This window comes from Peribacillus simplex, assembly GCF_030123325.1.
Classification (GTDB): domain Bacteria; phylum Bacillota; class Bacilli; order Bacillales; family DSM-1321; genus Peribacillus; species Peribacillus simplex_D.
Genome location: NZ_CP126106.1, coordinates 3,129,073 through 3,144,182 on the forward strand (window position 1 = coordinate 3,129,073; position 15,110 = coordinate 3,144,182).

General features: G+C 38.7%; 14 protein-coding genes. 3 read left to right on the top strand and 11 right to left on the bottom strand.

The window, feature by feature from the left end:
- Positions 1-680 precede the first annotated feature (680 nt).
- The 5 genes from QNH43_RS14740 to QNH43_RS14760 form a co-directional block, all read right to left on the bottom strand.
- Positions 681-1,115, bottom strand: a complete 435-nt coding sequence (locus QNH43_RS14740; protein WP_076369604.1) for a DMT family transporter — start codon at positions 1,113-1,115, stop codon at positions 681-683.
- A 174-nt stretch (positions 1,116-1,289) separates the two neighbouring features.
- On the bottom strand, positions 1,290-1,868 hold the full coding sequence (locus QNH43_RS14745; protein ID WP_283914697.1) for a GNAT family N-acetyltransferase: 579 nt from the start codon (positions 1,866-1,868) through the stop codon (positions 1,290-1,292).
- 65 nt (positions 1,869-1,933) lie between these two features.
- The gene (locus tag QNH43_RS14750) at positions 1,934-2,239 is read right to left on the bottom strand and encodes an FAD-dependent oxidoreductase (RefSeq protein ID WP_283914698.1); all 306 of its coding nucleotides are present in this window, start codon (positions 2,237-2,239) and stop codon (positions 1,934-1,936) included.
- Positions 2,236-2,436, bottom strand: a complete 201-nt coding sequence (locus QNH43_RS14755) for a hypothetical protein (RefSeq protein ID WP_283914699.1) — start codon at positions 2,434-2,436, stop codon at positions 2,236-2,238. The genes QNH43_RS14750 and QNH43_RS14755 overlap by 4 nt, the downstream gene beginning before the upstream one ends.
- A 123-nt stretch (positions 2,437-2,559) precedes the next feature.
- Entirely contained in the window at positions 2,560-3,141 is a 582-nt protein-coding gene (locus QNH43_RS14760; RefSeq protein WP_283914700.1) for an NAD(P)/FAD-dependent oxidoreductase, read from the bottom strand.
- Positions 3,142-3,477: 336 nt separating this feature from the next.
- On the opposite strand from QNH43_RS14760, the gene QNH43_RS14765 reads away from it, so the two are divergent.
- The 3 genes from QNH43_RS14765 (at position 3,478) to QNH43_RS14775 (ending at position 5,828) form a co-directional block, all read left to right on the top strand.
- Positions 3,478-4,104 carry a CAP domain-containing protein gene (locus QNH43_RS14765; protein WP_283914701.1) on the top strand — a complete coding sequence of 209 codons (627 nt, stop codon included), beginning with the start codon at positions 3,478-3,480 and terminating at the stop codon, positions 4,102-4,104.
- 500 nt (positions 4,105-4,604) lie between these two features.
- Positions 4,605-5,099 carry a helix-turn-helix domain-containing protein gene (locus QNH43_RS14770; RefSeq protein ID WP_283914702.1) on the top strand — a complete coding sequence of 165 codons (495 nt, stop codon included), beginning with the start codon at positions 4,605-4,607 and terminating at the stop codon, positions 5,097-5,099.
- A gap of 129 nt (positions 5,100-5,228) precedes the next feature.
- A complete protein-coding gene (locus QNH43_RS14775) occupies positions 5,229-5,828 on the top strand; it encodes an exonuclease domain-containing protein (RefSeq protein ID WP_283914703.1) in 600 nt (199 codons plus the stop codon).
- Positions 5,829-6,041: 213 nt separating this feature from the next.
- Here the strand turns inward: QNH43_RS14775 and QNH43_RS14780 are convergent, their stop codons facing one another.
- The 6 genes from QNH43_RS14780 to QNH43_RS14805 form a co-directional block, all read right to left on the bottom strand.
- A complete protein-coding gene (locus QNH43_RS14780) occupies positions 6,042-8,435 on the bottom strand; it encodes a YhgE/Pip domain-containing protein (protein ID WP_283914704.1) in 2,394 nt (797 codons plus the stop codon).
- Positions 8,436-8,862: 427 nt separating this feature from the next.
- Complete coding sequence (locus tag QNH43_RS14785) at positions 8,863-9,861, bottom strand: NAD(P)H-dependent flavin oxidoreductase (RefSeq protein WP_283896293.1); 999 nt, start codon at positions 9,859-9,861, stop codon at positions 8,863-8,865.
- 170 nt (positions 9,862-10,031) lie between these two features.
- The gene (locus QNH43_RS14790; RefSeq protein WP_283914705.1) at positions 10,032-10,775 is read right to left on the bottom strand and encodes a Cof-type HAD-IIB family hydrolase; all 744 of its coding nucleotides are present in this window, start codon (positions 10,773-10,775) and stop codon (positions 10,032-10,034) included.
- Between the two features lie 176 nt (positions 10,776-10,951).
- Positions 10,952-11,947 (bottom strand): cation diffusion facilitator family transporter, encoded by a 996-nt coding sequence (locus QNH43_RS14795; protein WP_283914706.1) that lies wholly within the window; start codon positions 11,945-11,947, stop codon positions 10,952-10,954.
- A 277-nt stretch (positions 11,948-12,224) separates the two neighbouring features.
- Positions 12,225-12,977, bottom strand: coding sequence for a hypothetical protein (locus QNH43_RS14800; protein WP_283914707.1), 753 nt, complete (start codon positions 12,975-12,977; stop codon positions 12,225-12,227).
- Positions 12,978-13,193: 216 nt separating this feature from the next.
- Positions 13,194-14,612 (bottom strand): amino acid permease, encoded by a 1,419-nt coding sequence (locus QNH43_RS14805; RefSeq protein ID WP_283914708.1) that lies wholly within the window; start codon positions 14,610-14,612, stop codon positions 13,194-13,196.
- Positions 14,613-15,110: the final 498 nt, after the last annotated feature.

Genomic DNA, 15,110 nt, shown 5'->3' on the forward strand with positions numbered 1-15,110 from the left:
ATCTTTCTTAGAATATTCCCATTTAAGAGATTATCCTTCTAGCACCTATTAATCTTCCGTATAGTACATATAATGTCAGCGAGGAAAGTTAGAAGCATCATTGCAGAATCCACCAAAAACAACTAGCGAACCGTTTGCATAAATCCGTATTTCTCCCTAAAAAAGCATTAATGCAGTTTACTAGTGAAAAATCACCGTCTTTTCAACCTCGCTAAGGGTACTATACCTCGAATTAAAGATGTTGAATTTTAAGTATATTACGAATAAATCAAAAAATCAATAAACCGATGAGTACTTTTTCACAAGATAGTAATTATTTGCTAATCAATTCGATCTAGATACTAGGTAAAAAGAAATGATAACCTATTTGATGTAAATGACTTCCGACTTCCAGTGGTTTTTTCAAACACCTTTATGACAGTATTCATATAAGTTCGCTCGTCTATTTATTTCTAAATATTCTAATAATTCCAACCGGTTTGGTTACTAAGACCACTTTCCTAGCAAACCATTCCCAATTCAATCATATATTTTAGTAGAATAATATTTTTTCTCAATAAAATATTGAGTTCTTTTCAAAAAAATCCCAAATAACGGATAATAACTATGTAGAAATAAAGATAGGACATCAGTTTCTCACCTATTTGCACGCGGCAAAGCAAATGAATAATGCCCCTTCCTCATTTATGATTAAATAAATATAATGACACGAAAAGTAAACAAATGCCTGCGACTTTTTTCGCATCCAATGGGATTCGTACGCCTCCAAATAAACCAAAATGGTCAATGACTGCCCCGATCAGTATCTGGCCTGCGATAACCCCGACCAATGCAGGTGCCACTCCAATCTGAGGGACGACCAATACTATCACAATGACATAAATGGCCCCTAACAGTCCGCCTATCAATTGCCATTTTGGTACAGACGCGATGGCAGAAATGTTTCCATTTCCAGCGAACAAAACAATAAATAATAAAGCGAGTGTACCGATTCCAAACGAAATGAAAGAAGCTTCAATAACCCCCACTTTTTTCCCTAATCCACCATTGATTTGTCCTTGTATGGCAATGGTGATGCCGCCCAGGACCGCAAGCAACGGAAATAATATCTTCACAATGATTTTGCTCCTTTTAATGTCCTTCCGGACTGATTAATGAATCCGCACTCTATTTTAACATGAAAAATATGTATATTGTCCTTTAGAGATTTAAAATCATCAGTAAAGGAAGGGCTATTCTACAAATAAAAAACTGGCACTATTGGCCAGCTGCAATGTTCTAATACTAAACTATAATCTATTTGATCCCTGAATACTTTGTTGTCTTAACTGGCAATACTCTGTACTTAACAAGGAAAATACAAGGGCGTCATGCGATTGATCCCGAAGAAAAAGATAACTTCGAAGGCTGCCTTCCTCTTTAAATCCAAATTTCTTCAAGAGGTTTCTGGATGCAATATTATCCTTGAAAGTTAATGCAGCGATTCGGTTTAGTCCCAATTCTTCAAAGCAATAGCGCAATACTTCGTTGACAGCTTCTGACGTAAAGTGATTCCTCCAATATTCAGGATGGATTTCATATCCTATTTCGGCCCGTTTGTTCGCAAGGCTCAATTGATTCAGGCCAACAGTACCGACGAACTTGCCTGAATCCTTTAAAGTGACTCCCCACCGCATCCCACGTTTGTTTATATAAGCACTTTTAAACGAGTCGATTAAGCGGCGGGCATCTTCAACTCGGGTTAAACTTTCTATTCCATCATATTTGGTCACTTCATCTTTAGAGAGAATTTCAAACAGGCTCTCAGCATGATGGTGACCTATTTCGATTAAACGCAGCCTTTCTGTTTCCAATTCCTTAAACCACATCGAAGTATCCCCCCGGTATATTCAGTTGTCTACTTTATTCTATTCTTGAAGAAGAGATACCTGTCTTAGTGGACAATACTTTTTGAAAAATTCCTTTCCTTAACATACAATGCCGAGTCCTCATTCCCTCCCTTTGCAATCAAATCCCTGATGATTTTGGAAAGGATGACACTGTAAACCGTCCCATTACCGCCATAGCCTAATAAGAAATAACAATTAGGATGGTTAGGATATATTCCTATTGTCGGTAAACCATCATGGGTCTCACCAAAAAAAGCTCCCCAATAATAATCAGCCCCGACCCGATTCTCTAATTCTGGAAACAAATAGATAAGCTGCTTCAATAATTTATCTCTTTTGTTCAAAATCATTGAATCCCTCTTCTCCAGCTAATCGATGGATTCATCAAGACCACCAATGATAATTCGGTTGTCAGGAGTTTTTCTTGCATATAAATAAGGCCTGCCGTTTCCCAGATCATCATATTATCATGCCATTTAGCTTGATCGGCTATTTGATTTGTTGCGATGGCATATGAACTGAGGATCACTGCATTTTTATCCTTCACTTCTTCTTGGGCTTCATACCCAGTTGCGAAGATGACCGCCTGTGCATGTATCGTATGTCCGGTTTCAGTTAATAACTGGGTTAGATTCTCTTTTAATATCTTCCCATTGATTTTCGTTTTTGATTAGACACGTACGCCTTTCGAAAAAGCCTTATCAATCAATAAATGTGCATGTTTATAAGGATTTATTTCAGCATCATTACCTGGAACCAGCGCTCCTTCTTTTGAAAACGAAAATTTTCGGTCAAGCTCTTTTTCAGTAGATTTAAGATTACTATATTCTTTCTTAAGCTTGGAAACATCCTCGGGATTGGATGCATAGTATAAGCTTTTTCTAATTTTAAAATCCGGGTTTTCGATTAAACTTGGAACAACCTCTTTCTCAAGTGTCCGAATGGCGTCCAAACAAAGCTGAACATGTCGTGTCCCAGCTTCTTCTCCAAAACTATGGATGAGGAAAGTTAATGTTTTATCATTTGAATACTGTAAAAGTCCAGTATTTCGAACCGTACTTCCTTCACTTATATCCCGTTTATCGATCAGGACGACATTCAGACCCGTCCCTGCCAAAAAATAGGAACAGTGTGCCCCCGATGAACCACTCCCTACTATACAAACATCACATGAAAGCTCCTCTTCCAACATTGGATATTTTCTAGCTTCAAATGTATCTTTCCAAAACATTTTCCCTGCCTTTAAATCCATACAAGCTCCACCCTTAGGAAAATTTATTAGTTCCATCATTTTTAGTTCCATATAACTATATCGTTTTGATGTTCTTATAATTTACCCTGACAAACATGGCCTGCAAACGTAAAATGATTCTTTTTCTATATGAAATAATTCTTCCAATTTATCAAAAAGCCCTATGATTTTGGTTACCCTTAACACTTCCGGGTTATATGTACCCTTAACATTCATCTTCCCATTCGATACCTTTTTCCCATTTCAATAAAGAATGTTAATGAGCTAATTTTACACAAAACTATTTTTATAGCATACTATACTTCCAATCCAGATATTCTACTAGGAGGAATCAAAATGAAGAAAATCATCCTTTTATCAGCACTGTCGCTATCCCTATTATCTCCAAAAGCTGCTCTGGGAGCCAATACTTACGAGGTGGCAAAAGGAGATACCTTAACGAAAATTGCCACTGAATATGATGTAAGCATTGACGAATTACTTAAAACGAACTCTTCTATAAACGATGCAAATCAAATTCGAATCGGACAAATCATAAATCTTCCCACGTCCAACACCACAGTTAATCGCGAAGAAAGTCAATCAGTTGAACAGCAGGTCCTTAGTTTAGTGAACGAAGAACGGTCAAAATCGGGCCTCCCTTCTCTTAAAATGGATACAGCCATTTCTAACGTAGCAATTTTGAAATCCGAAGATATGCGAGATAGTAATTATTTCAATCATACAAGCCCCCGTTATGGATCGCCTTTCGAAATGATGAAATCCTTTGGAATCAGTTATAAGTACGCAGGGGAAAATATCGCAGCAGGTCAACCTAGTGCGGATGCTGTCATGAAATCATGGATGAACAGCCCTGGACATAAGGCCAATATCCTGAACAAGAACTATACACATATTGGAATTGGGCATGTGACAGGTGGGAAATACTCCCACTATTGGACCCAGCAATTCACTGGAAATTAAAAACGTTAGAGGCGGCAGGTTGCCGCCTCCTTTTTTTATCCTTATATTCCAAATCTAAAGCTTGCTATTATCCGGGATTAGAGACTCCAAGCAAAATATGCGGGATCTTTCACTTTATTTAGAAAGGCTGTTTTCGCATACTTTGTTGCTATTTACCAAGTAAAGCGGTGTGGTTGATTTCCCCTCCAGATGCTCGCTTTCCGCGGGGCGGGCGGTGAGCCTCCTCGGTGTAAACGCCTGTGGGGTCTCACCTGTCCCGCTGCTCCCGCAGGAGTCTCGCACTTGCGCTCCAATCACCCTTAAATCGTTTCGTTTTTAAAAACAACAATCTTTACGAAAGAGCCTTTAGAAAAGAAGTCTTGCAGTTTCCACTTCAAAAAAATGTCATTCCAGAACACACGTAAAGTAGTTATATCATACTATCTTTCAATTATCGTTCTTATAAAAATAAAATTATGTTAAAATAGAATTCTAGACATAGGTACAAAGAATCATTTGTAATGAAAATAGAGGTTGGCTCTGTTATCAATGAATTACGAATTAAACAAAATCTTACAAGAGAAGAACTGGCTAAGGATATATGTGAAACTAATGCCCTGTCAGATTATGAAAGAAGCATCTCTTCTCCAACCGTTGATGAATTGTCACTTTTTGCGGATAAACTTAAAGTTGACCTGCATTATTTCTTCACGACTAAAAATGAACCGATTTATAATTACATAGAAACCATTAAACTTCTGATTAACAAATACAAACGCACACGGAATTATGAAGCAATTTATGAAATCGTCCAAAAAGAAATGGCAACTGCACCGGAAAAATCGATATCGTTTTATCAGTTCTTGAAATGGCATGAAGGTTTCTCTTCATTTTATTGGTACAATGACAAACAAAGGGCTATAGCGCTCCAATCAACGTTAAATTGTTTCGTTTTAAAAACAAATCTTTACGAAAAGAGCCTTTTTTTATCATTGCTGGTTCCCACTTGCTCTTAACAAGCATTTTTCAGGAATGACTAATCTTTTTCAAGTTAAAAATGCTACTTTAAAACAATCATTACCCTTTCAATAGCTATCCTATGTCAGCTATAATAGAAGAATGTAACCCAACTGGAGGAAAAAAAATTGTCTAATAGATTAGGTTTAGTGCTTGACGTAGAAACAACTGGTTTACGTCCCACTTCAGATGAAATTATCGAGCTTGCTCTTATACTCTTTACATATAGCAGTGAAACAGGGGAAATTATTAATCTTGTTGATCAGGAATCATTTTTAAGGGAGCCTCTCTCCTATGGAGCAAGGAGGAATTATGATCAAGCGTACAGAATTCATGGAATTCCATACAGCTCCGTAGAAGGAAAAAGTTTTCACGATGAAAAAATTAAATCCTTCATTGCCCGTACCGATTCGATTTTCGCCCATAATGCTTCATTCGATAGAAGTTTTCTTTACCAAATGTATCCGGAAATCAATGATCAAAAGTGGTTCTGTACGATGCGGAATGTGCCTTGGAAGCAATACGGATTTGAGAATAGTAAACTCTTAACATTACTGCAGGCACATAATATCACAAATTTCCAAACGCACAGGGCTATGGACGATATATCTTACCTAATGGAACTCATGAGAAAACCAGGACCTTCTGGCCATCCTTATTTAAAGGAAGTCATTGCAAAAAATCCAATGAAGAAATATGCACCTGCTTCTCAAAAGACAAGGGTATAGCTGATTGCATAATTACTTCATTGTACAGGCTGCACCAAAGTTTTTTCACAAACAAACCGTTGTATTGCAAATTGCTCATTCCATGAGAACAGGAATACATATCTTTATGATGGGTGTTATTTTAGGGGCACTTTTAATTTCCCTGCATTTCACTTATTACCTGATATCCATCAAAAAACAGCGACCCATGACGGGTCGCTGTTTTTTTGATCATTATACAGTTGCTTCTTCCTGTTTTTCATTTAAAGCGCCGTTCATTTTCTTATACCGATAAATAAAGTAAAGAAGTGATAATATTAATGCCACAACGAGGAATATGGCCAATATGCCAAGATTATGCCACATGAAGCTATAATCCCCTGTTGAAATGACTGCACGGAAAGCATTAATGGAATATGTCATCGGTAGGAACGGTGTGAATCCTTGCAGGAAGCCAGGAACTAATTCATTCGGGAATGTTCCGCCACTGCTGGTCAGTTGAAGAATCAAAATCAATAATGCTATGAACCGGCCAGGATTGTCAAAGGCCGAACCCAGGAACTGAATGATTGCCATGAATGTACAGCTAGCAAGAATGCTTACTGCAAAAAATAGCGGCAGGCTCTTAACATTGATTCCAAGACCTAAAATTAAAATCGAGTCCACCAAAATGGCTTGACAGATTCCTACGAGTGCCATGACGCTGAATTTACTGATAAACCAGCTAAATCCACTCGCAGGTTTAACTGCAGGATCTTTTAACGGGAAGATGATCGTCAGAACGATAGCTCCGATAAATAAACTTAATGAAATTAAATATGGTGCAAAACTAGTGCCATAATTCGGGACATTATTAATTGGTAATTTATCCACTTTAACTGGGCTTGCAAACATGTCATATACTTCTTCATTGGACTTTATCTTGCCTGCTTCGTTTGCACCATCACTTAATTCGTCATGTAATTCTGCAGATCCATCTGAAAGTTTGGCGATTCCATCTTGTAACTTAATGGCTCCATTCGCCAGTTCTCCCATTCCGCTATTAAGGCTGGATGAACCTTCCTTCAGCTTATCCGTTCCTGTAACCAGACCTTTCGAACCTTCGGAAAGCTGTGAGGTTCCACTTGATAATTGCTTGGAGCCATCTTCAAGCTGATCAAGCCCGCTTACCAAGTTATTGCTGCCTTCGGTTAACTGTCCAAGCCCACTTTGTGCAGAATCTATACTATCGCCAAATGTTGTCAAGCCAGATACCAATTGACCTTGACCATTTTTCAGTTCATTCGCCCCATTGGCGAGTTTTTCCTGAGCTTGCTTCAATTGAGTGAAACCTCCGCTTATTGCAGTCGTGCCGTCACCTAATTGATTAGCTCCAGCACTAAGACTATTTGAGCCTTTAGCAATTTCAGTTGCACTTGCCGATAGTTTCCCTACTCCTGCAGATACTCCTTTACTACCTTCACTGATGCGGGTCAGAGAATTGATCACTCCCTCCAAACGCGCTTTCTCTTCAGGATCATCCGTAGCTTCAGATTGTTGTTTCAATCCGGAGATTACTTCATCCAAACCTGCCGAAACTTCAGATGCCCCTGCTTTTGCTTCGTTCGATGCTGCACTCCATTCAGACAATGAACCTGAAAGTTGGGAAGCTCCAGCAGCTACACCATTTGCTCCCTCTGTCAAAGCAGGCAGCTTTTCATCGATTTGATTGAAGCCCTCTAATGACTGTTGCAGTCCAGAGGCCAATTCACCAGTACCCGCTTCAGATTTCTTGGCTCCTTGCAAAAGCTCGGATTGCCCATCTTTCATTTGTCCAACACCAGAACTAAACTGTTGTAACCCTTGATTGAGTTCTTTTGATCCTGCAGCTGCCGAACCGACCCCATTAGAAAAGGTCAATGATTTTTCAGCTAATTTTTCCAGGTTTTCATGGATTTTGACAGAACCTGAATGAAGGGAATCAATTCCTTCATCCACTTTTTTGGAGCCTTCTTTAGCTGAGTTAATCCCTTCACCAAGTTCACTTGATCCGTTCTTCACTGTATCTGTTCCATCTTTCAATTCTCCAGCTCCGTCACTGGCACTTTTGAGTCCGTCAGCCATTTCGTTCAAATTATCGAACATTGACTCCGCGTAGGTTTTCGTAACGGCTGACGAAACCTCCCCTTTAATTCTCTCCGAAGCTGCGTCACCTATTTTAGTGGATATATAGTTGAACCCTTCATTGGACGTATAAATTAAATCTAGTTTTTCCGGATTGTCCTCCTGTAAGGTCGTTGCATTTTTGGAGAAGTTTTTCGGGATTTCTATCTTCATGTAATATTCTTGTTTTTCCAGGCCTTCATTTGCTTCTTTTTGACTGACGAAATGCCAATCGAAGTCCTTCTTTTCCTTTAACTCCTTGACTAAATCTTTTCCTATTGTAAGTTCCGATTCATTGAACTCCGCACCCTCATCCATATTGACAATGGCAACAGGCAATTGGTCCACCTTACCATATGGATCCCAAAATGCCCAAAGGAAAGTGCCGCTGTATAATAAGGGAATCAGTATGATCCCTATTATGGAAATGAGTATCATAGGATGTTTTATTATGGCTAAAAATTCACCCTTTAAAGATTTTAACACGCCTACCAAGCCCTCCTATACGACGAATATGCCGTTTATTTAATCTATTTCGGTGAAAAACGGATTGAAGAATACATATTTATCCCATTTGCTTCTGCAATATATATTTTTAAAATTCATTATCTTAATCTTTAATATATATTACTTTTTCACGCAAACAGTAACTAATGACTATATTGTTCATTTGGTCATTATCACGAAAAATAATATAACATTTATCCATTCTTTTATCAATATTTTTTCATTGTCTTACATCCTATATTTACTATTTATCTCTTTATACCCTGTTTAGATTGCCTTTTTACTGATTAAGACCTTATCATCGAGTGATAAAATTTTCTCTTTATTTCATGGCAAAAAAGGGTATCCATTATGGATACCCTTTTTAATTAGATATATTAGCATAATTAAATGAAGCGCTTACATATCATTTTGATATAATTCCCTTTAATTTTTCCGCCTGCCCGGTCAGTTTCTTTAAGGATTGCTGATATTCTTTTTCTAATTGTTTTATGATTCCGGCAGCGGTATCTATTTTTTTAATCGCCCCTACGCCATGACCCGCTGACCAAATATCACGCCACGCTTTAGATTCAGATGATTTGGACATACTGTCAAAATCGACTTTTTCTTTTTTGGCTAATTGTTCTGGGTCCAAACCTTCCTTTCTGATGCTCGGTTTCAGCATATTACAATTAACGCCTGAAAATGCATCAGTCAAGATGATGTCATCATGATCAGAATCGACAAGCATTTCACGATATTCATCATTTGCCCTGCTCTCTTTTGCCACGATAAAACGTGTACCCATATATGCAAGATCCGCTCCTGCAGCCTGAGCTGCCAAGATACTGTGACCAGTACTGATGGATCCGGCAAGCAAAATGATTCCGTCCCAGAATGTCCTTACGCTGTCCACGAAAGCAAAGCTATTTATCTCACCAGCATGACCACCTGCTCCCGCAGCAACCAAGATCAATCCGTCCACACCTGACTCCGCAGCTTTTTTAGCAAAATCAACGGAGCTGACATCCGAAAAGACCAACCCGCCATAGCTATGTACGACATCCACCACATGTTTTGGTGAACCTAATGATGTAATGACGATGGGAGGCTGATGCTTTTTGACCAATTCCAACTCTTCTTCAAGACGGCTATATGTACGGTGGACAACCATATTCATTGCCCATGGGGCAATCTTTGAACCAGGTTCTTTACCCTTTGCTGCAATCAATGTGTCGTTTATATCACTCATCCATTGATCCAGTACCTCAATCGGCCGCGCGTTCGGTGCTGGAAAAGAGCCGATCACCCCATTCAAGCAGCATTCTTTCACTAACTCAGGACCGGATATTAAAAACATAGGTGCTGAGATAACTGGTAAAGATAATTGATTCCACCACTGTTCAGGCAAACTTCTTGTCATCTATGAAACCTCCCATTTTAATATATTACCAAAATATAACACTACAAGATTATCATACTTCTAAAATACACAATTTTCAAGAAATTAATTCAACAGCTGAATGAACTTGTCATTCAGCGCCATTTCAATAAAAAACTGTATATGGAATACATCCCATATACAGTTTCGATTCAATTTGAAAGCACCCATTTGCGTATGGCCTTAGCCACACCATCTTCTTCGTTTGTTGCTGTAACCCAATCTGCTTTTTCTTTCACAATTTCCTGGGCGTTTCCCATCGCCACACCCACTTTTGCATCAGAAATCATTGCAAGGTCGTTAAGGCTGTCACCTACTGCCATAACATTATCCATCGTAATATCAAGCAATGAACATACAAGCTTTATCGCTTTCGCTTTATTGACGCCCATGGCATTCACTTCAATATTCGTTGGGCTCGAATTGCTTATTTCGAAGTTTCCTTTCGATACCAATTCATCCATGATGATTTGGCGGACGTCATCATCAGTTGTATCAAAACCGAATTTAAGCCATTGCGAATCATGGATTTTTTCAGGCATTTCAGCCCTGTAAACATTATCGCAACTAATTGCCCAAAAATGTGTACCATGTTTTTGGCTTAATTCCCACATCCATTGTATGGACTCACTATCGACGATATTCCTTTCCACCAGTTTTCCTTGATTATCATATATTTCGCTTCCGTTTACGGTAATGAGGTATGATTGGAGTTCCATTGACTTTGCAAAATCACTGCATGTCGCATAGGATCTTCCTGTGCTCAATACAACAAAAATCCCTTGATTTTCTGCTTCTTTTATCGCTCTCCGATTTTCTGGGGATATCTCTCCAGCCTTATTGAGTAGCGTGCCATCCATATCAAGTGCAACCAGCTTAATATCTTGTTCCTTCATTCTTATTCACCCTTCCATAATCCTTCTTTATGTAACTAAGTCCATGATAGCTTATAATGCATATACAAGGAAAGTGCGTGAATAATTGAACAGGCATTCCCCTTCGTTTCATGATTTTTATAATCAACCTAATATCCTTATCCGGCCACTTTGTATTCTGCCAGTCTAAACATCTTCTACTCCCCTTCTTTTTTCATTTCATTCAATTCTTTCTTTATCTGATCTTCCCATTTTGGGATACCGTCATTTTCATCAAATTCTATAATGACATCCGTTACTCCTCTTTCCTTGAATATCTCATTAAACAGCCGATCTTTAATGTCATCCGCCTGGGCGATCGAAATATGGGGATCAAGTTCCACTTCAAGTTCAACATGAAAGTCTTCCCCTTCTTTTATTACGGCCAGTTTTTGTATATCTCTTACGTCTGGATCATCCATGACCATAGCTCCAATTTTTTGTCGCATTTCAATATCGGCTTCCCCAAGAGCACCTGCAGCATTATCAAGAAAAACCCTGCCAACCACATAGAACATACCGAGCCCGATCATGACGGAAGCAACGCCTTCCGCTTGGATGAAGGGCGTGAAGTTTGCTAATAAAATGGCAATTATCGCAAGTATCCCACCACCGGTTGCTACCATATCTTCCATGAATACTAATTTCGTCGCTGGTTTAGCTCTTTTTAAACCAGCAAAGCTCTTAAATATGACGGCTGCTCCTTTAGCTTCGATTCCAGTCTCATGCACCACTTCTTTCATCGCTTTAAATAATACATATGATTCCAACACGACCGCTAACGAAAGGACGGACAAATTAATAAGGATACCCGTTGATTCTGCAGGGTGCAAAATGTGATGGAACCCTTCTTTAACCGTTTCATATGACATGATCCCGACAACCAATACTGCCCCTAGTAATACGAGGTTAACCAAACGTCCAAAACCATCAGGGAATCGATCAGTTGGTGACTTTTTGCTTAGTGCGGAACCAATGAAGACGAAAAACTGATTCGCAGCATCGCCCAAAGTATGTAAAGTTTCAGCAAACATGGCGACATTCCCTGTCATGAAATAAGCAATCCCCTTTAGTACAGCGATGATACTATTCACACAGGCAGCAATGAACGCCGATTTATTACCTTGTTTTAATAGCCGAAATAACTCTTTCATATAAAAATCCCCCTAATCTTTTTATAAATCCATTATCATAATGTATTATCCCCAACACTGGAATATATGAAACCACATAAGCGAAACCCCTAACTATACGATTGGTGAATGGTCATAAGTTGTAACTCCACAAACGAATATATTCCAGGAATGCACTCATCTATTCTAATAAGTACACATGAACGCATTCATTCCTTTTGAAAACTGATTAATACAACTAAAAAGGGAGTAAGCGGCGGCTTACTCCCTTTCATTTCAAGAACTCCTGCGTTAAAGCTTACATCTCCTTTTTCACTAACTTAGATGGATTATTAACTTTATAACGTATTTCTTTATTGTATTTTTTGTCGACCACTTTTCCATCAAATTCGATTGCGTCCCCTTCTTCGAGCTCAGCTTTTTTTAATGTCTTGCTATATCCACACCAAGCATCACCGATAGTCAATTCAGGCTCCGTTGTCACTTTGACATTCTCCAAGAGTATAACTTCATCTTCTTCACCAGTGAAATGGTTCATTTTCGCCGTGAACTCCTTGACCGTTGCGGTGAAATGCACTTTTTCCCCAGGTAAGTCCAATTTAGGTTTTGCAGTCGTCTTTTTAGTTTTGGTTTTTGCCTTTTTAGGTTCTGCACTTTGCAGATTGGAGTTTTCCGTAATTGGAGCTTCCATCACCTGCTCAGTTTCACTTGAATCTGCGGATGTTTCGGAAACCGGTCCACTCAACAATTCTTTTCCGAAACTGGTGCTTTGCATTTCCTTTAAATAGGAAGGGTGAATGCAACTAAGCTTACCATTTTCAAATTCAACAACTACGGTGTCAAGGCCATTTCCGTATTGTTCATAACCTGCCAATTTGACTTTAGCTTGAATACTGCCGCTTTTATATAATAGTTCTTTTTTTACCGAACGGGCAGTGAATAATTTCCATTCCAATCCTTTAGCGATATAGTCCGTATCATCTAAAAAAGGGATATACTCTCCTTTTGGTGCAATATAATGAATCAAATCTTCAGCTGGAGTTTCAGCCACAGTCACCACTCCTAATCTTTTCTATAGATTATATTCTAGCAAAGGATTTCAAAGTTGCAAATGAATGAGTATCATTAGGGGGTTGATAGCAGTCACAATTCCGAACACGCTTAAATCCCCCGTGGAACCAGAAAAAAAGCTGCCCACTTAGAGCAGCCTTTTTATTTGAATAGTCAATCATTTCTTTCGATAATCGGACAAAAAGGACTACATCCCTTACCCTTCTTTAACGTGAATTTTTTTTAGTTTTCCTTCTTGTTCAGGAGTAATAACGTTTTTCTTATGATAAAACAGAAAGTATGACCCAATAACTAGAATGGTGAGAAGTGTTGTAAGAAAGAATTGCAATCTCATGGAATCAATAAATGCCTGAGCAACGAAAATAATAAATAATACGGCAATAGTCGCGTAGGTTAAATAAGGGAATAGCCACATTTTCACTTTGAGTGTCCCTGGGTTTTCTTTTTCCGTCTTTTTCCGCAAATACAGATGAGAAAAGGCGATAAAGATATACATGATCATGGTGACTCCTCCCGAGCTGTTTGCGAGAAAAGCAAACAATTTATCAGGGGAAACAAATTTAAATGTCGTACACACATAAGCAAAGAAAACACTTGCCATTAACGCCCAGATCGGGATTCCCCTCTTATTCACACGGGAAAGGATTTTCGGTGCATCACCTTTTATTGATAACGAATATAACATACGTGAGCTTGTATATAGCCCTGAGTTCAAAACAGAAAGCAATGAAGTGAAGATTACGATATTCATGACTTGACCCGCTGCCGGGAGGCCTGCCATATCAAATACGCTGGCATAGGGGGTTTTTAGTAAATCTTCAGCCCCCTGGGGGATTACGATAACCAAGACAGTAACTGAACCAACAAAGAAAAGAAGGAGACGCCATACAACACTGTTTATGGCTCTAATAATATTTTTTTCAGGGTTTTCAGACTCCCCTGCAGCAATGGCAGCTACTTCACTTCCTGATAAAGAGAAGGTAATGAATATCACACTAAGGAGGACCGGCAGAAAACCATTTGGAAAAAACCTTCCACCCCCTGTTATGTTTGAAAGGCCTGGTGAATCGAATCCTGGAACAAATCCAAAAATCATGGCGGCACCCAGGAAGAGGAATATTACAATGGCAGCCACTTTCATGAAAGCTAACCAGTATTCAAATTCCCCATAAGCTTTGACGGAATAGATATTCGTAATCGTCATTAAAATAGGGAAAGATAGACTGGCAGCCCACATAGGTATACCAGGAAACCAATCATGAATCATAGTACCCAATAACGTAGTTTCGATGGCAATGATGATAACCCAGTTGAACCAGTATAACCAGCCGATCGTGTATCCGGCCCAGGGACCAAATGCTTGATGTGCATATGTTGAAAAGGATCCGCTGTCAGGATTCACCACAGCCATTTCACCCAGCATACGCATGATAAGCACGATCATCAACCCTGCTATTATATACGATAAAATAGCACCAGGTCCTGCTGAATCAATTATTGTTCCGCTTCCGATAAATAGTCCTGCCCCAATTACCCCGCCAATAGAAATCATTGTAACATGCCTGGTCTTGAGACCATGCTTCAATTCATTTGTTTGATGTGCCACTATTGTCACCATCCTTTAAAACTGTCAATTTGCCGTTTTACAAGCAGTAAACCGCTGCTCATGGGTACCCTAGTAGAAATCTTTCATTCAAAAACAATGTTCACAGTCCTATCCCCGTTTTATCATTAATTTTAATGAGACCAAATTCATCACAATCGGTATATGTATATTGCACTGCAAAAACTCTATTAACCGTAACCGCTTTTCTATTTATTCTGCCTCTTTCCTACCTCAGCCCCTCAACGAACAAGTACCAATGATCTTTGTAGATCTTGCACTTTTTGCATTTTGTTGGATGAAGTCCTATTATGTAGTTACCCAGCTCTATTATTTTTTTCCTCGCTCTTCACCCTCTATCATTAAAATTTTATACATATATAAATAAAAGCAATATCCATGCCAAAAAAAAGGATAGTTATTTTATTAGGGTTTAATGCTTTTATGAGTTTAAAATGATTCATTATTGAATCATTAATCCGATTTGTGATTCATATATTAATTATTGAC